Source organism: Falsiroseomonas algicola (genome assembly GCF_011040385.1).
GTDB classification, from domain to species: domain Bacteria; phylum Pseudomonadota; class Alphaproteobacteria; order Acetobacterales; family Acetobacteraceae; genus Falsiroseomonas; species Falsiroseomonas algicola.
This window is the reverse complement of record NZ_JAAIKB010000033.1, coordinates 1-17,037: the sequence shown is the minus strand read 5'-3', so window position 1 is coordinate 17,037 and position 17,037 is coordinate 1. Positions and strand designations below refer to the sequence as shown.

Below are 17,037 nucleotides of genomic sequence, written 5' to 3'. Positions count from 1 at the left end.
TCCAACCTCCATCGCCGCGTCCTCGCTCGAGAGCCCTTCGGCAACCAAAGCCCAGAACCGACGACGATGCTCCTGCCGCGCGACAGGCGGTCGTCCTGGCGATGTCAGTTTGCCCCGCAAAGCCCGATCCGAACGCCGTCGACCCGCCATCGCACCCACACCCCTCAACGGTGTTGCGACGACCAATTGAATCCGCCTTGGACCCCGCGATCGCTGTGATGGACGAGGCCGCCGCCCTGGACCGGCCGCCGGTCATGCAGCGCCTGCTCAAGCGCATCGAGGACAAACCCGGCATGGGCGGTACGCGACCCGCGGCGACAAGGCGGTTCGCGCGCAGTCCATTCGTGGCCGCATGGCGCTGGAGGGGCTGCACGTGCTGCGGCAGGCGCCGTGGCGGCAGGCCTTCGAGGCGGAGTTGCTGACCTTCCCCGCCGGCAAGCACGACGACCAGATCGATGCGCTGGGGCTGGCCGGGCAGCTGCTGGATCGGATGGTGTCTGGCCGCGCGCCGCGGCACGAGAAGGTGGTGCCGCTCGATCGCTGGGCGCGGGCCTTCGATCGCGATCGCGATGGATCAGTCAGCGGCTGGAAGGTGGCGTGACAGCGACTGCCTGTTCAACACGGACCAACGACCGTTGGTCGGTGGTGAACAGGACCTCCGCGGTTGCAACGGGCTCTCACTGGCCTCACGCTTGGAAAGGGCAGCGCAAACTCCCATCTCCGCAAGGCGACAAGTGAAAGTTAGCAGGGCAGGAACAACGGCCAGCGGTTGGGCTCCGGACGGAGCTGTGCAGGATCAGATCGACGATACCGTCGCAGATGGCGTCCTGCGCGCGCGCGCTGCCATGTCGGCTGGTGCCGGCGAAACTCACTGCATCGAATGCGGCGTCGAGATCCCGGAAGCACGACGTCGTGCGGTGCCCGGCGTCCTCACCTGTGTCGCATGCCAGGCCGCGCGGGATCGGCGGCCGGCCGCTTTTGGCATCAATCGCAGGGGCAGCAAGGACAGCCAGCTGAAGTAGCACGAGGCTAGGTCACAGGGACGGCCGCTCTCGTCCGCCCAGCCGCCCAGCCATAGGCACCACCATCCCATAGGGCAGCGGCGGCAGCTTCCCGCCCACCGCAGCATCCACCAAGTCCCGTCGCCGCCAGGGATCACCGTCGAAGGGCACCTCCCGCGATGTCCGGAAATGCCTGGCCGCGAGACTCCGGGCGCCATCCTCGTCGGCGGCGCTGACAAAGCAGGGACCGGCGTAGCGACTTGCCAGCCAGTCCGCGTGCCACCGCCGATCGGGATGGGGTGTGAGCCGGAACGTCACCGGCTGGCCGACCCCATGGTCAAGCCGCCCTCTCCCAGCGGGTCGCGCCGGAGCTGCTGCCAGCGCGTCGAGCGCTTCACGCAGATGCGGCCTGGGGAGCGCAGGAAACACGGCGAGCGCAAGCTGACGGGCCGACTCCAGCGCGTCTGCCGGGGTCGCACCCGCGGCCAGGGAAGCATCCCGCGCCGTCCGGATGGCGTGCCACACCACGGGCGAGATCAGAGGGGGCGCGTGGTGCGCCGAAGAGGTCGATGGGTCCGCCATACCGGGTCATCCTGGGTTCAGGGAGCATGAGAACAAAGACAGAACTCGTGGCGCATGGCAAGGACGGCGTGATCCCCTACGCGCAGCCGCTCCGCGCTATCACCCGCGCCACCGTCGTGTGGGTCCAGGCGCCCCTGCCCTGCGGCGTCGGCACCCCGCGCTCGTTCAGCGCCCGCGCCATGGCTGCCTGACCCTCGACGCCCTCGGCGCGCAGCCGCTCAACTTCCAGCACCAGGCGATGCGCCGCCCGTTCGGCCGCCTCCCGCCGCGCCAGGGCCGCAGCTACGGCGTCCGGGCCCGCGGCCTGCCGGTATCCCCGGTCGCCGCCTAGCATGCGCCCGCGCGCCTTGGCGGCGGCCAGCGCGGCCCTGGTCCGCTCGGCGATCAGCTCCCGCTCCTTCTGCGCCATCGCCGCATAGACCCGCATCATCAGGTCGTCGGCGCCAGGCATGTCTGCCGCCCGGATGGACACGCCGTCCTCCAGCAGCTGCGACAGCGTGTGGGCGCGCCGCGTGATCCGATCCAGCCGCGCCGCCACCAGCACCGCGCCCAGCTGCCGGCAGCGCGTCAGCGCCGCCTGGAAGCCGGGCCGGCGGTCGTCCTTGCCGCTGGCGATGTCGGAGTACTCGGCGACCAGGGACCAGCCCTGGCTCGCCGCAAAGGTGCGGACGGAGGCGGCCTGCGCCTCCAGCCCGAGCCCGCTCTGCCCCTGCTCCGCGGTCGAGACCCTGTAAAGCCCGACCGCGTAGCGCGGCGCCGCAGCAGCAGGGCGCATCAGCCGGCCTTGGCGATGCGGTAGATGCTGTAGGAGCCCTTGGCGCCAGTGTTGTTTGGCCCGACCTGGCGCACGCGCTCCATCACCTCCACCGCGATGCCCTGGCGCTTCTTCAGGCCGGCGAAGAACCCGCGAACCGTGTGCTGCTGCCAGCCGGTGGCCTCCATCACATGGGCGATGGTGGCGCCCTCCGTTCGGCGCAGCAGGGCCAGCACCGTCTCCTGCTTCGTGCCCTGGCGCAGTGCGCGGGGAGCGCCAAGTTCGCGGGCCGGTCGGGCGGGCTTACCGGCGACGGCAGCCTGGAGCGTGGCGATGGCGACCTCCAGCGCGCCGGGACTATCGCTGCGGGTCTCCCAGGCGGCCCGGACGGCTGTGGCGGCGTTGCGCACGCCGCTGGGGCGCTGATGCGTGGACACGGTCGCCAGGGACTCTGTGGGCGCCGTGTGGGGCGGTGTCGCCTCCGCCGCGCCGTCGCGGCCGCCGGGGGCCTCAATGGCCTGTACGGCCGCCGTAGCGGCTTCTGCGGGCCCCTGCGCCACAAGACGATAGGTAACCGGCCCGGCCTCAGTAATCCAGGCGTCGCGCTCGTCGGCGGCATCAACTTCCACCGCCTCGATCAGCGCCTTCGCGAGCAGGCTCTTGCGGACCGCCTCGCGGGCAGCGGTCGGCAGCTTGGCGGGCGGGATGGCAAGCCGCATCGGGTGCGTCGCCGCCGCGGCGAGGATCTGCGTCTGCGTGTCGGAGAGCTTCATCGTCGGGGTCCTCGTCCCGCACCCGACCATCCGGGTGCTACGAGCCCGAGCCCCGCAGGCCCGGCCTGTCGGGGCGTGGCGGGGAGAGCGCCGCGTTACGGCGCGTATTCGCCGCGCCGGAAGTGCTGGTCGGCGATGTCCTTCAGCTTCGCGGTTGCACCGGCGAGCCAGCAGGCTTCACCCCAGAGCACCGCCTCGGGATCGGCGCCGAAGTGCTCGACGCTGGCCTGCTGCAATTCGGCGAGCACCGCGTCAAACTCCGCCTTCCTCGCCATGAAGGCGTCCAGGCTGCACTGCTGGTTGGCTTCCTGCTTCGTCATCGCCGTCTCCGTCTCGCTCTCCGCGTGACGGACACTTCGCTCTTCGGCGCGCGGTAGCCAAGCGAAGTCTGCGATTCAACGAAGCGACTGCGCGAACTGCCCGGTCAGCGTCGCCGGTTCGGCTACAGCGACGAGCGATCCTGCTCCTTCGGTGGCGCGCGGTCGTGAACTCCCGACGGGTCGAACCGTGCCGTCAGGGGCATTACTCAAAGAGTCGCGTCACGCCCGGCGTGAGCCGTAATGACGGGCTTTATGCGGTTCCCGGGCTTCTTCCACGTTGGAGGCCTTCGACCCGCATAGCGCGTCGACAGCGCCGCGGCCGGTGCGACCGCCGGTGCCAGGCGCACTACTTCTCCGATGATGATCAGCGCCGGTTGCGCCGTTCGCAGAACTCGCGCCATCGCGGTCAGCGAGCCCAAGGTGCCGTCCAGGCGCCGCGATGCCACAGTGCCGCCGGCCTCGACGATTGCCGCGGGATGTGACGCATCCAGCCCTGCGCCGATCAACTGGCGTACCAGGTCTGGCAGGTTCGCCAGCCCCATGTAGATCGCCAGGGTCTGGTTCGGCCGAGCCAGGGCCGTGGCATCGATGTCGAGCCGGCCGTCCCGCGTGTGGCCGGTGACCAGCGTCAGCATCTGCGCGGCATCGCGATGCGTCAGCGGGATACCGGCATCGGCGCCGCAGGCGAGCGCCGCGGTGACGCCTGGTACGACCTGATATGGGATGCCAGCCTCTGCCAGCGCAGCCGCTTCCTCGCCGCCCCGACCGAAGACAAAGGGATCCCCGCCCTTGAGGCGCACCACGCGCCGTCCCTGCCGTGCCAGATGCACCAGCAAGGCGTTGATCTCAGCCTGCGGCAGGCAATGATTGGCGCGTGACTTGCCGACATAGATCCGTTCGGCATCAGCGCGCGCCAAGTGCAGCGCCTCATCCGACACAAGCCGGTCATGCACGATGACATCGGCTTCCCCCAGCAGCCGCAGTGCGCGCAGCGTCAGCAGGTCCACCGAGCCGGGTCCGGCCCCGACCAGGCAGACCATGCCCGGTGGCATGGGCGCCGCGCTCTTGATTGCCTGTGCGAAGGCGTCGTCCGCCCGAGGCTCCCCGCCAGCCGACGCGCGGTCGGGCGCCTCGCCGGCGGGCTTCGCATCTCGCCTGTGCTGCAGCGCCACGACCCCTGACCACGCGCGTCGCACCAGTGCCTGAAGGCACCCGGCCAGGGCCCCAAGCCGCGGAGACAAATCAGGGAAGGCCGGACCATGCCCCATCACGCGGGCTCCAGCCTGGCGAGCAGCGCCGCGATCTCCGGCTTGCAGGACCCGCAGCCCGTGCCTGCGCGCGTCGCGGCGCCCACCTTGGCCACATCGCCCCCGCAGCCTTGGATCGCCGCCGCCGTCACGCCATGGCAGGCGCAGACGAGGGGCGAGGGGGGCGGGCCATCCGGCCGCGCCCCCGCCAGCAGCGCCGCCCGCTCGGCAGGCGCCAGCGGATCCTCACTGGCGAGAAGCGCGGCCAGCCAGGCGCGGGGCGGCAGCGCCGCGTCGGGGCCCAACAGCACCGCGCCGACCAGCCGGCCGCCGCGGATCGCCGCGGCGCGGTACAGGCCAACGGCCGGATCCTCCATCCGCTGCCAGGCCGTGCCGGGCGTGTCGAGCAGGGTGAGGAGCAGCGCGAAGGCTTCTGCAGGCGCCCCCTGCCCCGCCAACTCATGCCGCCAGCCGCCTTCGACCACGATCGCCGTCTCATAGGGCGCGAGGTCGCGCGGCAGGCGCGTGGCGGAAAGCACCGCGGCATGCCAGGTCGCGCCATAGGCGGAGACGCGGATGGCGGCGCTCTTCAGTTCCGGCTGGAAGCTCACGGGGTCCACATGCGGCGCCACCAGCGCGTTCACCCGCCCGCTCGGTGCGAGTTCCGCCGCCCAGTGCATCGGCGCGAAGGCGGTGCCGCGCGCCTGGCCCTCGTCCAGCGCCAGGCGGAAGATGGTGCGGCCGCGGATCGACTCCGCCACCACCAGCGCGCCGGGCGCCACGCCCGGGACATCGGTGGGGTGCAACGTCAACGTGGGCTCCGGGCTATGGGCCATCAGCCGGGGTACGGCGCCGGTGCGCGTCATGGTGTGCCACTGGTCGCGCAGTCGGCCGGTCAGCAGGCGGAGCGGGAAGTCCGGGCAGACATCCTCTGCCGGCGCGCGAAAGGGCGTGGGCACCAGACGCGCGCGCCCGGCCAGGACGCCGCCTTGCGCGAAGAAGCGTGCTGACGCGGGCCCGTCCGCCGGCACCGGCCAGCGCGTCGGCGCCAGCGCCGCATAGGCATCATCCGCCAGGCCGGCGAGGCCCGAGATGTCGAAGGCCCGGGCGGAGGGCCGTGCCAGGCCCGTCACCGCCGCATGCTCCCGGAAGATCGCCGCCGGCCCGTCCCAGCCGAAGCCGCCATGGCCCAGGCGGCGCGCCACCTCCGCCACCATCCACCAGTCCGGCCGCGCCTCACCGGGTGCGGGCAGGAAGCCGCGCTGGCGGCTGATGACGCGTTCGCTGTTGGTGACGGTGCCGGTCTTCTCAGCCCAGGCCAGGGCCGGCAGGCGCACATGGGCATAGGCGGCGGTGTCGGACCGGCGAGTCACCTCCGACACCACCAGGAAGGGCGCGCGGGCTAGCGCGCCACGCACCGCATCGCCATCCGGCAGGGACACGGCCGGGTTGGTCGCCATGACCCAGAGCGCGCTGATCCGCTGCGCTTCCAGCGCGGCGAAAAGCTGCGTCGCCTTCAAACCCGGCGCGCGCGGCAGCGCGGGCGCATTCCAGAAGGCCGCCAGCGCCGCATGCTCCGCCGGCTCGTCGAAGCGCAGATGCCCGGCAAGCATGGTGGCCAGCGCGCCCGTCTCCCGCCCCCCCATCGCATTGGGCTGGCCGGTGACGCTGAAGGGGCCCGCACCGGGCAGGCCGATGCGGCCGGTCAGCAAGTGGCAGTTGATGATGGCGTTGGCCTTGTCGGTGCCCGCACTCGACTGGTTCACGCCCATGCTCCAGAGCGTGACGGTTCGCGGACTTGCCGCCCAAGCCGTGCAGAAGCGGGTGATCAGCGCGGGATCGAGGCCGGTCAGCGCCGCGGCCTCTGGCGCGATGGCCTGCGCCGCTTCCAGCGCCGCCTCCACCCCCTCTGCATGAGAGTTGAGCCAGGCGCGATCCGCCAGGCCCTCGTCGCGCAGATGCTTGAGTAGCGCGGCAAACAGCGCGACATCGCTGCCGGGGCGGAGCGCCAGGTGCAGGTCCGCCCCTGCGCATGTCGCAGTGCGGCGCGGATCGACGACGATGAGCGTCATGGAAGGCCGCGCCGCCTTCGCCGCCATGACACGCTGGAACAGCACCGGATGGCACCAGGCGAGGTTGCTGCCGACCAGCACGACCGTGTCGGCCAGTTCCAGATCCTCATAGGTGCCGGGCACCACATCCTCGCCGAAGGCGCGCGTGTGGGCGGCGACCGCGCTGGCCATGCAGAGGCGCGAGTTGCTGTCGATGTTGGCGGTGCCGAGAACGCCCTTCGCGAACTTATTGGCGGCGTAATAGTCCTCGGTCAGCAGTTGGCCCGAGACATACAGCGCGACACCCTCCGGCCCGTGTTGCGCCAGGCCGCGCCGGAAACCCTCCGCCACAGCATCCAGCGCGGCGTCCCAGCTCGCGCGCTTGCCGGCTACCTCGGGCTGCAGCAGCCGGTCCTCCAGCGACAAGGTCTCGCCGAGCGCGCTGCCCTTGCTGCAGAGGCGGCCCTGGTTGGCGGGGTGGGCGGGATCGCCGGCGATGGCGGCGCCGCCGCGCCCATCCGGCGTGGCGAGCACGCCGCAGCCGACGCCGCAATAGGGGCAGGTGGTGCGGACGGGCCGGGTGACGAGGGTTCCGTCCACGTCAGTACACATCCCGCTGGTAGCGGCCCTGCCGGGCCAGGGCGACGATCCAGTCCCGCGCCTGTTCGGCGTTCATCCCGCCCTCGCTCATCGCCACCTGGCGCAGCGCCGCGTCCACATCCTTCGCCATGCGGCTGGCATCGCCGCAGACATAGAGATGCGCGCCGTCCTGCAGCCAGCGCCAGAGATCCGGCGCTTCCTCCGCCATGCGGTGCTGGACATAGACCTTGCGGTCGCCATCGCGGCTCCAGGCCAGTGACAGGCGCGAGAGCGTGCCTTTCCTGCGCCAGGCCTCGATCTCCTCCCGGAAGAGGAAGTCGGTGGCGCCGCGCTGGTCGCCGAAGAACAGCCAGGCGCGATTGCGCGCGCCCGTCGCCTCCAGATGCTGCAAGAAGGCGCGGAAGGGCGCGATGCCGGTGCCGGGGCCGATCATGATGACGGGCTTCGCGGCATCGGCGGGCAGGCGGAAATGGCTGACCTGCACCTGCGCCAGCAGCGGCACTTCCGGCGTCGCCCGGAAGGCGAGGTGGCAGGAGGCGACGCCATCCCGCACGCGTTCGCGTCGTGTTGCCTGCACCACGCCGACACAGAGCTCCACCCGGCCGGGACAGGCGAGCGGCGAGGAGGCGATGGAATAGAGCCGCGGCTTCAGCAGCGGGAGGGAGGCGACGAGGTCCGCCACCGGCGGGCGTGCGGAGGGAAAGGCCTGCAGCAGGTCCAGCAGATCCGCATCCGCCGGTTCCACCCCATCCTCGCCATGCGCGAGCGCGCGCAGCGCCACCGCATGCGGCGCATGCCGCGCGGCGCCCGCCAGCAGATCGAGCGTGCGGTCGAGCGGCCGTGCGATGTCCCGCCGGCGGCGCAGCTCCTCGCGCAGCGCGTCGTCGCCGCCGGCACCGAGCGCGGCGAGCACCGCCTCCACCAAGGCGGGATCATTCTCGACGGCGAGCGAGAGGCTGTCGCCCGGCTCATAGGCGAGGCCGCTATCGGCAAGGTCCAGCACGACATGCCGCACATCCTTGGCCGAGCCCGGCCCGGTGAGGCGCGCTGCCGAGACGAAGCGGATGGGCCGGCCCGCCGGCGCGGCCGGCGTGGCGGGCTTCGGCGCCGCCGTCGCGGGCTTCTCCGCCAGCAGCGCCTTCAGCGCCTTCTGCGTGGCCTTGGCGCCCGGTACGCAGAGCGCGGCGGAACTCTCCGCGCCATTCGCCAGCGCCTCCGCATAGCTCTGGCAGACATAGCCGCACTGCCCGCAATCGAGCTGCGCCATGGCCGCCATGAGTCGCCGCGACAACGGCTTGCCCTCGGCGAGTTGCAGCCGCTCCTCCAGCTCGATCGCCGGGTCATGCCAGGAGAAGTCCTCGGCCGCCGCGGCGGGCGGCGGCGGGCCGGCGGATGCATTGGCGGTGGCAGCGGCGGCAACCCCATAGAGCCCGGCGAGGAAGCCGTTCAGCCAGGCGCGCTGCGCCGCGGTGAAGGGCGCGTTCTCCGGGATGACGGGAACCGGCGCCGGCCCGAGTGCCTGCGGGATGATGGCGTTCATGCCGCGTCCTCCGTCACGCGCGCCATGGCCGCGATGGCGGTGTCGTCGTGGCGGGCGGTGAAAAGCTGGAAGCTCTCGCCCGGCGCGCGGCCCTGCATCCAGGCCCGCAGCAGCGCCAGCACGGTGTCGTTCAGTGTATCGGCCGCGATCTTGGGCAGCACGAGGCGGCCGATTTTCTGCTCCGGCCCCGCGCCACCGCCGACATGCAGGTCGTAGCCCTCCACCAGCTCCTCGCCCCGCTCCACCTTCGCGCCGAGCAGGCCGATATCGGCGATGTAGTGCTGCGCACAGGAATGGTGGCAGCCGGTCAGGTGGATGTTGACCGGCGCATCCACCGCGATCCGTGCATCAAGGAAATCCGCCAGCGCCGCCGCGTGCTGCTTGGTGTGGCTGGAGGCGAATTTGCAGCCGGCCGCCCCGGTGCAGGCGACGAGCCCGCCGCGGATGTTGGATGCCTGCCAGCTGAGGCCGAGCGCGGCGATCGCTTCGCAGGCGGCCTCGACGTCCGCATCCGCGATGTCGCTCACCAGCAGGTTTTGCCAGACCGTCAGCCGGATCGTCCCGCTGCCGAAGCGGCGCGCGAGATCGGCGATGCCGCGAAGCTGCGCCGCCGTCAGCCGCCCGACCGGCGTCACCAGGCCGATGTAGCGCAGCCCGGGCTGCCTCTGCGCATGGATGCCGAGATGGCCGTGCTTGGCCGGTGGCGCCGCGGGGCGTAGCGCCGCCTCCTCCGCCCTCTCCAGCGCGGTGCCGAGGCGCTGCTCGACTAGGCCGAGGAAGGCCTCGATCCCCATGCGGTCCAGCACGTATTTCAGCCGCGCCTTCTTGCGGTCCGCGCGATCGCCCTCCGCGATGAAGACGCGCAGGACGGCGTCGCAGACGCGCACCGCCTCCTCCGGCCTGACCACCACGCCCGTCGGCCGCGCGAAGTCGCGATGCCCGGTGATGCCGCCGAGCGTCAGGCGATACCGCAGCCCCGCCGGCGTCTCCACCGCGCGCAGGCTGATATCGTTCGTCTCCTCCAGCACCTCCACCGCGCCGCCGCCGGAGACGGCGATGTTGAACTTGCGCGGCAGGGCGAAGAGGTCGCGGGTGTTGAGGATGTGGTGGTGCAGCGCACGCACCAATGGGCGCGTATCCACCAGCTCCTGCGCGTCGATGCCGGCGGTCGGGCTGGCGGTGATGTTGCGGATGTTGTCGGCGCCGGTGCCCCTCGGCACGATGCCAAGATCGGCGAGGCGCTCCACCACCTCCACGCCCTTGCCGGCCGGGATCTCACGCAGCTGCAGGTTGGCGCGCGTGGTCACGTCGGCATAGCCGCCGGCGCAGTCCTCCGCGATGCTGGCGATGCCTTCCAGCTTCGCGGCGGAGAGGATGCCGCCGGGGATTCGCAGGCGGCACATGAAGGCGTTCTGCACGGGGCCCACGAAGAACAGGCCATGGTAGCGGCCGATGAAATCCTCCATCGGCTTCGGGAAGCGGCCCGCCCCGGCGCGCGCCGTCATCTCATCCCAGCGATCCAGGGGATGACGTTCGCGCTTTGCTTCTTCCTGCGGGGCCAGCTTGCCGCCACGGGCCAGCGTCGCGTCCTGCGCGGCGCGCAGCGCATCCGGCGGGGCTCCAGTTTCGGTCTCCGGCAGCAGCGATCCCCGCCGCGCTTCGACCCCGGCCATGAAGCCCTTGAGGTATTCCTGCTGCTCGGCGCTGAAGGGGGCGTCGGTCATCACGCGGCATCCCGATAGGCAGCCCCGAAGGGAAGCCGCGCGCGAAAGGGCGCGACCTCCCGGCCGCTGGCGATAAGGTCGAGGTAGAAGGGCGCGTCGCCGGTGTCGCCATAGAGCAGCGCGCCCACCAGACGCCCCTGGCGGAGCCAGAGTCGCCGGTAGCGCCCCGCCTCCTCATCGGAGAGCAGCACCGCCTCGGCATCCGGGGGCGCCACCTCGCCGGCCGACCAGACGGCGATGCCGGAGACCTTCAGCGCGGCGGGATCGGGGCGCGGCGCATAGCGCGCCCCGTCCCCCACCAGCGTCGCCGCCGCGACCTCCGCCATGGCCCGCGCGGGCGCTACCAGGCCGCAGACCTGGCCGCGATGTTCCGCGCATTCGCCGATCGCGAGGATCCGTGGATCGCTGCTGCGCATCACGTCGTCCACGACGATGCCGCGCGCGACCGTGAGCCCCGCCTCCCGCGCCAGTGCCACGGCGGGGCGCACGCCGACCGCCATCACGACCAGATCGCAGTCGATGCGCCCGCCATCCGCCAGGCGCACGCCCGTGACATGCGCCTCGCCCTCGATCGCCTCCGTCACCGCGGGCATGGCGAAGCGGAGCCCGCGCGTGGCGCCGAGCTGGCGGGCCAGCAGCGCACCCGCGGCGGGGTCGAGCTGGCGCTCCATCGGCCAGCCCAGCGGATGCACGACCGTCACCCGCATGCCCGTCGCGGAAAGTGCCGCGGCGGCTTCCAGGCCGAGCAGCCCGCCCCCGATCACCGCCGCGCGCCCTCCGCCCGCGGCCGCACGCCGGATCGCCTGCACATCGGCCATGCTGCGATAGACGAAGACGCCGGGCAGATCCGCGCCAGGCAGCTTGAGGCGCACGGCCTCCGACCCCGTCGCGATCACCGCGCGGTCGAAGCTGATCGCCTCGCCCTTCGCCGTGCGGGCCAGTCCCGCGTCACGGTCCAGCGCGACGATGCGCGTGGCGGCGCGGTAGCGGATGCCAAGGTCCCTCAGCCGCCTTGCGTCATGGGTGATCAGGGCGGCCGACCCAGCCTCCCCAGACAGCACGCGGCCGAGCGCCACGCGGTCATAAGGCAGCGCCGCCTCGGCGCCCACCAGCGTCACCGCCGCACGGCCGGCCAGCCGTTCCGCGCAGCGCGTGCCCGCGGGGCCGGCGCCGATCACCAGCACGCGCATGGTCAGGCCGCGGCCGGCAGGGCGTGGCGTTCGTGCAGGAAGCGCAGCACCGCTTCCCGCGCCGCCAGGAATCGCGCATCGGAGGCCAGGGCCAGGCGATCCCGTGGCCTCGGCAGGTCGACGTCCAGCACCTCCCCGATCGTCGCATTCGGCCCGTTCGTCATCATCACGATGCGGTCGGACAGCAGCACCGCCTCGTCCACGTCATGCGTGATCATCATCACCGTGGTGCCAAGCCGCGCATGGATCGCCATCACCTGATCCTGGAGATGCGCGCGCGTCAGCGCGTCCAGCGCGCCGAAGGGCTCGTCCAGCAGCAGCACCTTGGGGCGCATCGCCAGCGCGCGCGCGATGCCGATGCGCTGCTTCATGCCGCCGCTGATCTCATGCGGCCGCTTCTGCGCATGCGCCTCCATGCGCACCAGCGCCAGGTTCTCCATCGTCCAGTCGCGCCGCTGCGCGCGGGTCATGGAACGCCCCACGGTGCGGTCCACCGCCAGCGCGACATTCTCCGCGCAGGTCAGCCAGGGCAGCAGGCTGTGGTTCTGGAAGACCACGGCGCGATCGGGGCCGGGCTCATCCACCTCCCGCCCCTCCAGCACCACGCCGCCCAGCGTCGCCGGCAGCAGCCCCGCCACCACGTTCAGCAGCGTGGACTTGCCGCATCCGGAATGGCCGATCACGGCGATGTATTCGCCCTGCGCGACCTTCAGGTCGATCCCGTTCAGCACCGGGGGCGCCTTGGCGCCGAAGCGCACCGAGAGGCGGGAGATCTCGAGGAAGCTGCGTTCCATGTTTCTGTCTCCCGTCACTGCGCCGCGGTGCCGCGCGTCACGGCGCGACCGGCCAGCGCCATGATCCGGTCCAGTGCGAAGCCGATCAGCCCGACATAGGCGAGCGCCACGACGATGTCGGAGAGGTTGGAGCTGTTCCAGGCATCCCAGATGAAGAAGCCGATGCCCACGCCGCCGATCAGCATCTCCGCCGCGATGATCGCGAGCCAGGACAGCCCGACGCCGATGCGAAGCCCCGTGAAGATGTAGGGCGCCGCCGCCGGGACCACGATGCGCAGGAACCATTCATGCGGGCGCAGGCGGATGACGCGCGCGACATTGCGGTAATCCGCCGGCACGTTCCGCACGCCGACGGCGGTGTTGATGATGATGGGCCAGACCGCGGTGATGAAGATCACGAAGATCGCGCTGGGCTGCGCCTCACGGAAGGCGGCGAGCGAGAGCGGCAGCCAGGCCAGCGGTGGCACGGTGCGCAGGACCTGGAAGATCGGATCCAGCCCCCGCATGGCCAGTCTCGAACTGCCGACCAGCATGCCGAGCGCCACGCCGATCACCGCCGACAACGCGAAGCCCACGCCGACCCGCTGCAGGCTGGCCGCCAGGTGCAGGCCGAGCCCCTTGTCGAGGCCACCCCGATCGTAGAACGGGTTGGTGATCAGCTCCGCGCTATCCGCCCAGACCTTGGAGGGTGGCGGCAGGGTGGCACCCGGGCCGGACGCCGCCCATTCCCACAGCCCGAACAGCGCGGCGACGACGACCAGCGGCGGCACCACGGTCGCCGCGATCGTCGCCGCGCGCGGCAGCACGCGCGCGGCCAGCGATGGCCCCGCCGGCGCCGGCGGGGCGACGGAGACGGCCAGCCCCTCCGCAACGGGCTTGGTCGGCAGGATGGCGTTCATGCGCTCAGGCCCCCGTCAGCTTCTTGATGGCGAGCGAGTTGAGGTAGGCGGCGGGGTTCTCGGGATCGAAGACCTTGCCGTCGAAGAAGGTCTCCCGCCCGCGGGAGGTGCCGCGCGGCGTCTCGGCAGCCGGCACGCCCGCGCGTTCCGCGGCCGCACGCCAGATGTCCTCCCGGTTCACCTGCGCGACCAGCGCGTTGGTGTCCGTGCCTTCGGGGAAGACGCCCCAGCGGATATCCTCCGTCAGGAACCACAGGTCATGACTGCGGAAGGGATAGTTGGCGTGGTCGCGCCAAAACTTCATGGCGATGTCGGTGTTGGTCACGCGGCGCCCGTCGCCGTAATCGACCTCGCCCCGCACGCGCGGCAGGATGTCGGCGACCGGCACGTTGAACCAGGCGCGCCGGCCGAGGATGGTGCACATCTCCTCCTTGTTCGCGGCCTCGTCGCACCAGCGCGCGGCCTCGATCACCGCCGCCGTCAGCGCTTCCGTCGCGCGCGGGTTCTGCTGGACGAAGGAGGCGCGGAGCGCGAAGCACTTCTCCGGATGATCCTTCCAGAACTCGCCCGTGGTCAGCGCCGTGTAGCCCAGGCGCTGGTTCACGAGCTGCGCGTTCCAGGGCTCGCCGACGCAGAAGGCGTCCATGGTGCCGACGCGCATGTTCGCCACCATCTGCGGCGGCGGCACGACGATGGTCTGCACATCGCGCTCCGGATCGATCCCCGCCGCCGCCAGCCAGTAGCGGATCCACAGGTCATGCGTGCCGCCGCGGAAGGTCATGGCGACCTTGCTGTCGCTGTTCAGCGCGCGCCGCAGCGGGCCTGCATCCAGCCGCGCGCCCAGCGCCTTGTGCTTCTCCGCGACCGAGATCGCCTGGCCGTTGGTGTTCAGCCGCGCCAGCAGCGCCATCGGCACGGGCTGGTTGTTCTGCACGATACGGCCGGTGTGGATCAGGTAGGCCATCGGCGTCAGCAGATGCGCACCATCGATGCCGCCCGACCCACCGCCGAGCACGAGGTTGTCGCGCGTGGCGCCCCAGCTGGCCTGCTTCGCGACCTCGACATCCGGCATGCCGTGCTTCGTGAAGAAGCCCTTCTCCTTCGCGATGATGAGCGGCGCCGCATCGGTCAGCGCGATGTAGCCGAGCGTCGCCTTGCGCACCTCCGGCGTGGAGGAGCCTTGCGCGAAGACGCCGCGCGGTGCCGCGGCCAGCAGGGCGGTGGTCGCGCCGATGGCGGCGCGGCGGGTCAGCATCGTCATGCGTTCTTCTCCTCGGTGATGGGTTGGGCGGGCGGCGCGCTGGCGCGCCCCTCGGCATAGGGGGGCGAGAGGCTGGCCGTGGCCTGCCGCCAGAGGTCCGGGCGCCAGGGCGCGACGCCCTCCGCCCGCGTCGCCGTGCTGGGCAGGTGCCCCCAGCGGCGCATGGCATCGAACCACCAGCCGGCCTCCTCGACCTGCGGGCAGGAGGCGCTTTCGAACCGCATCGGCGCGGCGAGCACGGTGGCGCTGCCGCCGGGTGGCGCGGCGACCTTGCCTTCCAGCGCCAGCGCCAGCGTGGCCGGCGGCACGCTCGGGAAGCCGCGTTCATGCAGCAGGGCGGCGGCGGCGCAGCGATTGGCGGGATCCTCCAGCCAGCGCGCGGCCTCGGCCACCGCGGCGGTGGCGGCCAGCACCGCCTCCGGCTCCCGCTCCGCCACCCCCTCGGCGAAGGCCAGCACCTTCTCCGGATGGTCGCGCCAGATGTCGCCCGTCATCAGCGCGAGCCGGCCGACGCCGATCGCCACCGCATGGCTGCCCCAGGGCTCGCCGGCGCAGAAGCCCTCGATCGCGCCATCGGCCAGCGCGCGCGCCATCTGCGGCGGCGGCACCGCCACCAGGCGGATGTCGTGGTCGGGATCGAGCCCGCCCTGCGCCAGCCAGTGCCGCAGCAGGTAGTTGTGGGAGGAGAACGGATAGACGACGGCGAGCGTCGGCGGCGGCAGCCCTTCCTCCGCCCGCGCATGCACGGCGGCGGCGAAGGCGCTGGCGCCCAGCGGCGCCTCGAAGGCTCCGATCCGCGCGGCCAGGCCGTGGGAGAGGGTGATGGTATTGCCGTTCCGCGCCAACCCCGCCGTGACGGTCACGCGGCGCCGGATGCCCGCCGCCCCCGTCGCCAGCGCGATGGCGAGCGGCCCGAGCAGATGCGCGCCATCCAGCGCGCCGAAGGCCAGCTTGTCTCGCAGCGCCGCCCAGGACGCCTCGCGGGAGATGGTGACGCGCACGCCATGCTGGGCGAAAAGGCCGAGGGCATCCGCCATCAGTACCGGCGCCACGTCGGTCAGTGGCACGAAGCCGATGCGGAGGGAGGGTGCGGCCATGCGGTCATGCTCCGGCGGGGCTCATCGGAGCCCCGGAGAGCGGACCGCCATTGGGCCGCCAGATGGATCACCCGGGGGTCACGCCCGGGGCACGCCGTTGCGCCCCGACCCCCGCCGCCTTGCCGCGGCGCCGCAAACAAGCCTGCGGCAGCATGGTTTGTGAAGCGAAAAATCGCCTCGGGAATGGGCGATTTCGGGATTGCAGACGAAAATAGGACTTGAATTAGGCGAGTCGCCTGAATTTCGCGCAGAAACTCCTGCGCGACGTCCACCAGCCGGCGGCCGCGATCCATCGCCCAGCGCCGCATCAGGCGATAGGCCTCTTCCTCCGACAGCCGTCGTCGCTGCATCAGCATGCCCTTGGCGCGCTCGATGATGGTGCGTTCCGCCAGCGTCGCCTGCGCCTGTTCCAGCTGCGCCCGCAGCGCCTGGTGGGCCCGGAAGCGGCGGATCGCGACCTCCAGCACCGGCCGCACGCGGGCGGGTGCCAGGCCTTCCACGACATAGGCAGCGACACCGGCCTCGATCGCTGCCTCGATCTGCTCCGATTCGCCGCGCTCGGCGAAGACGACGACTGGGCGCGGCTCGTCGCGGTTCAGGGCGCGCATGCTTTCCAGCGCATCACGGCCGGGGTCATCGAGGTCGCAGACGATGATGTCGGCCGCGGAATCGCGGACCAGGCGGGTCAGGTCCACCGCCTCCGGCGCCGTCGCCACCACGGTGAAGCCCGCGGTCTCCAGCCCCGCCTTCACAGCCGCGGCGCGGTCCGGCTCCCCGTCGATCAATAATACGCGCAATCAGCCCCCCACACTCTAGCAGGTGGCCGCGCGATGGTGTCGCCTCCGTCAGCTACACTGACGCAGTCGCTCATGTGCGGAAAGGGCGGAATGCTCGACGATCAAGGTTTGTTCTCGGTTCGTTTCTGCTCAGTCCCTGCTGCTCATGTCCGCTCGCCCATGGCGATGCCCAGAGAACTTCATTCCCGAGTTCCTACCCCTGCTCCAGTCGGTTCCTACACAACCTATCTCTCCAGGCTGACGCAGCGCGCAGAAGGCTATGTTGCCGGCCGTTTTTCGCCGCCACCTTGAGGGTGCAAGGGCGAAACGAGAGCCGATTTTCTCTCCGAGTGTGACGTGCTCGCCGTGGTTCCAGCCAGGGATAAGTTGGATCCGTCGAGGAGCAGAGGACGATGCGACGGAGCCGG

General features: G+C 71.6%; 15 protein-coding genes and 1 pseudogene. 2 read left to right on the top strand and 14 right to left on the bottom strand.

Going from position 1 to position 17,037, the window contains the following annotated elements:
• Positions 1 to 150, bottom strand: a pseudogene (locus tag G3576_RS30520) (IS30 family transposase); the annotation flags it as partial.
• Between the two features lie 202 nt (positions 151 to 352).
• Here G3576_RS30520 and G3576_RS30515 point away from each other — a divergent pair.
• On the top strand, positions 353 to 601 hold the full coding sequence (locus G3576_RS30515; protein WP_164698265.1) for a hypothetical protein: 249 nt from the start codon (positions 353 to 355) through the stop codon (positions 599 to 601).
• A gap of 133 nt (positions 602 to 734) precedes the next feature.
• The gene (locus G3576_RS32125) at positions 735 to 1,022 is read left to right on the top strand and encodes a DksA/TraR family C4-type zinc finger protein (RefSeq protein WP_328730177.1); all 288 of its coding nucleotides are present in this window, start codon (positions 735 to 737) and stop codon (positions 1,020 to 1,022) included.
• A gap of 637 nt (positions 1,023 to 1,659) precedes the next feature.
• Here the strand turns inward: G3576_RS32125 and G3576_RS32450 are convergent.
• The 13 genes from G3576_RS32450 to G3576_RS30445 all read right to left on the bottom strand — a co-directional run bounded on the left by G3576_RS32450 (position 1,660) and on the right by G3576_RS30445 (position 16,618).
• On the bottom strand, positions 1,660 to 2,358 hold the full coding sequence (locus G3576_RS32450; RefSeq protein WP_164698263.1) for a recombinase family protein: 699 nt from the start codon (positions 2,356 to 2,358) through the stop codon (positions 1,660 to 1,662).
• The gene (locus G3576_RS30500; protein ID WP_164698262.1) at positions 2,358 to 3,110 is read right to left on the bottom strand and encodes a DUF3489 domain-containing protein; all 753 of its coding nucleotides are present in this window, start codon (positions 3,108 to 3,110) and stop codon (positions 2,358 to 2,360) included. Before G3576_RS30500 ends, G3576_RS32450 begins: the two co-directional genes overlap by 1 nt.
• A 95-nt stretch (positions 3,111 to 3,205) precedes the next feature.
• A complete protein-coding gene (locus G3576_RS30495; RefSeq protein WP_164698261.1) occupies positions 3,206 to 3,430 on the bottom strand; it encodes a VOC family protein in 225 nt (74 codons plus the stop codon).
• Between the two features lie 206 nt (positions 3,431 to 3,636).
• On the bottom strand, positions 3,637 to 4,470 hold the full coding sequence (gene cobA / locus G3576_RS30490; protein WP_268888609.1) for a uroporphyrinogen-III C-methyltransferase: 834 nt from the start codon (positions 4,468 to 4,470) through the stop codon (positions 3,637 to 3,639).
• A 227-nt stretch (positions 4,471 to 4,697) separates the two neighbouring features.
• Positions 4,698 to 7,328, bottom strand: a complete 2,631-nt coding sequence (locus G3576_RS30485) for a molybdopterin-dependent oxidoreductase (RefSeq protein ID WP_328730175.1) — start codon at positions 7,326 to 7,328, stop codon at positions 4,698 to 4,700.
• Position 7,329: 1 nt separating this feature from the next.
• Positions 7,330 to 8,868, bottom strand: coding sequence for a sulfite reductase subunit alpha (locus G3576_RS30480; RefSeq protein ID WP_164698258.1), 1,539 nt, complete (start codon positions 8,866 to 8,868; stop codon positions 7,330 to 7,332).
• The gene (locus G3576_RS30475) at positions 8,865 to 10,592 is read right to left on the bottom strand and encodes a NirA family protein (RefSeq protein WP_164698257.1); all 1,728 of its coding nucleotides are present in this window, start codon (positions 10,590 to 10,592) and stop codon (positions 8,865 to 8,867) included. Before G3576_RS30475 ends, G3576_RS30480 begins: the two co-directional genes overlap by 4 nt.
• Positions 10,592 to 11,782, bottom strand: a complete 1,191-nt coding sequence (locus tag G3576_RS30470) for an NAD(P)/FAD-dependent oxidoreductase (protein ID WP_164698256.1) — start codon at positions 11,780 to 11,782, stop codon at positions 10,592 to 10,594. Before G3576_RS30470 ends, G3576_RS30475 begins: the two co-directional genes overlap by 1 nt.
• 2 nt (positions 11,783 to 11,784) lie before the next feature.
• On the bottom strand, positions 11,785 to 12,576 hold the full coding sequence (locus G3576_RS30465; protein ID WP_164698255.1) for an ABC transporter ATP-binding protein: 792 nt from the start codon (positions 12,574 to 12,576) through the stop codon (positions 11,785 to 11,787).
• Between the two features lie 14 nt (positions 12,577 to 12,590).
• Entirely contained in the window at positions 12,591 to 13,475 is an 885-nt protein-coding gene (gene ntrB / locus G3576_RS30460) for a nitrate ABC transporter permease (RefSeq protein ID WP_164698254.1), read from the bottom strand.
• Between the two features lie 4 nt (positions 13,476 to 13,479).
• Positions 13,480 to 14,736, bottom strand: coding sequence for a CmpA/NrtA family ABC transporter substrate-binding protein (locus G3576_RS30455; RefSeq protein ID WP_164698253.1), 1,257 nt, complete (start codon positions 14,734 to 14,736; stop codon positions 13,480 to 13,482).
• The gene (locus G3576_RS30450; RefSeq protein WP_164698252.1) at positions 14,733 to 15,833 is read right to left on the bottom strand and encodes a CmpA/NrtA family ABC transporter substrate-binding protein; all 1,101 of its coding nucleotides are present in this window, start codon (positions 15,831 to 15,833) and stop codon (positions 14,733 to 14,735) included. The genes G3576_RS30455 and G3576_RS30450 overlap by 4 nt, the downstream gene beginning before the upstream one ends.
• Positions 15,794 to 16,618: an ANTAR domain-containing response regulator gene (locus tag G3576_RS30445; RefSeq protein WP_235952553.1), complete on the bottom strand. Its 825-nt coding sequence runs from the start codon at positions 16,616 to 16,618 to the stop codon at positions 15,794 to 15,796. Before G3576_RS30445 ends, G3576_RS30450 begins: the two co-directional genes overlap by 40 nt.
• Between the last annotated feature and the right edge of the window lie 419 nt (positions 16,619 to 17,037).

Bases quoted from the DNA above. Each gene is read 5' to 3' on its own strand.
- G3576_RS30515 (WP_164698265.1), top strand. From the start codon at position 353: ATGGCGCTGGAGGGGCTGCACGTGCTGCGGCAGGCGCCGTGGCGGCAG.
- G3576_RS32450 (WP_164698263.1), bottom strand. From the start codon at position 2,358: ATGCGCCCTGCTGCTGCGGCGCCGCGCTACGCGGTCGGGCTTTACAGG.
- G3576_RS30500 (WP_164698262.1), bottom strand. From the start codon at position 3,110: ATGAAGCTCTCCGACACGCAGACGCAGATCCTCGCCGCGGCGGCGACG.
- G3576_RS30495 (WP_164698261.1), bottom strand. From the start codon at position 3,430: ATGACGAAGCAGGAAGCCAACCAGCAGTGCAGCCTGGACGCCTTCATG.
- cobA (WP_268888609.1), bottom strand. From the start codon at position 4,470: ATGGTCTGCCTGGTCGGGGCCGGACCCGGCTCGGTGGACCTGCTGACG.
- G3576_RS30480 (WP_164698258.1), bottom strand. From the start codon at position 8,868: ATGAACGCCATCATCCCGCAGGCACTCGGGCCGGCGCCGGTTCCCGTC.
- G3576_RS30475 (WP_164698257.1), bottom strand. From the start codon at position 10,592: ATGACCGACGCCCCCTTCAGCGCCGAGCAGCAGGAATACCTCAAGGGC.
- G3576_RS30470 (WP_164698256.1), bottom strand. From the start codon at position 11,782: ATGCGCGTGCTGGTGATCGGCGCCGGCCCCGCGGGCACGCGCTGCGCG.
- G3576_RS30465 (WP_164698255.1), bottom strand. From the start codon at position 12,576: ATGGAACGCAGCTTCCTCGAGATCTCCCGCCTCTCGGTGCGCTTCGGC.
- ntrB (WP_164698254.1), bottom strand. From the start codon at position 13,475: ATGAACGCCATCCTGCCGACCAAGCCCGTTGCGGAGGGGCTGGCCGTC.
- G3576_RS30455 (WP_164698253.1), bottom strand. From the start codon at position 14,736: ATGACGATGCTGACCCGCCGCGCCGCCATCGGCGCGACCACCGCCCTG.
- G3576_RS30450 (WP_164698252.1), bottom strand. From the start codon at position 15,833: ATGGCCGCACCCTCCCTCCGCATCGGCTTCGTGCCACTGACCGACGTG.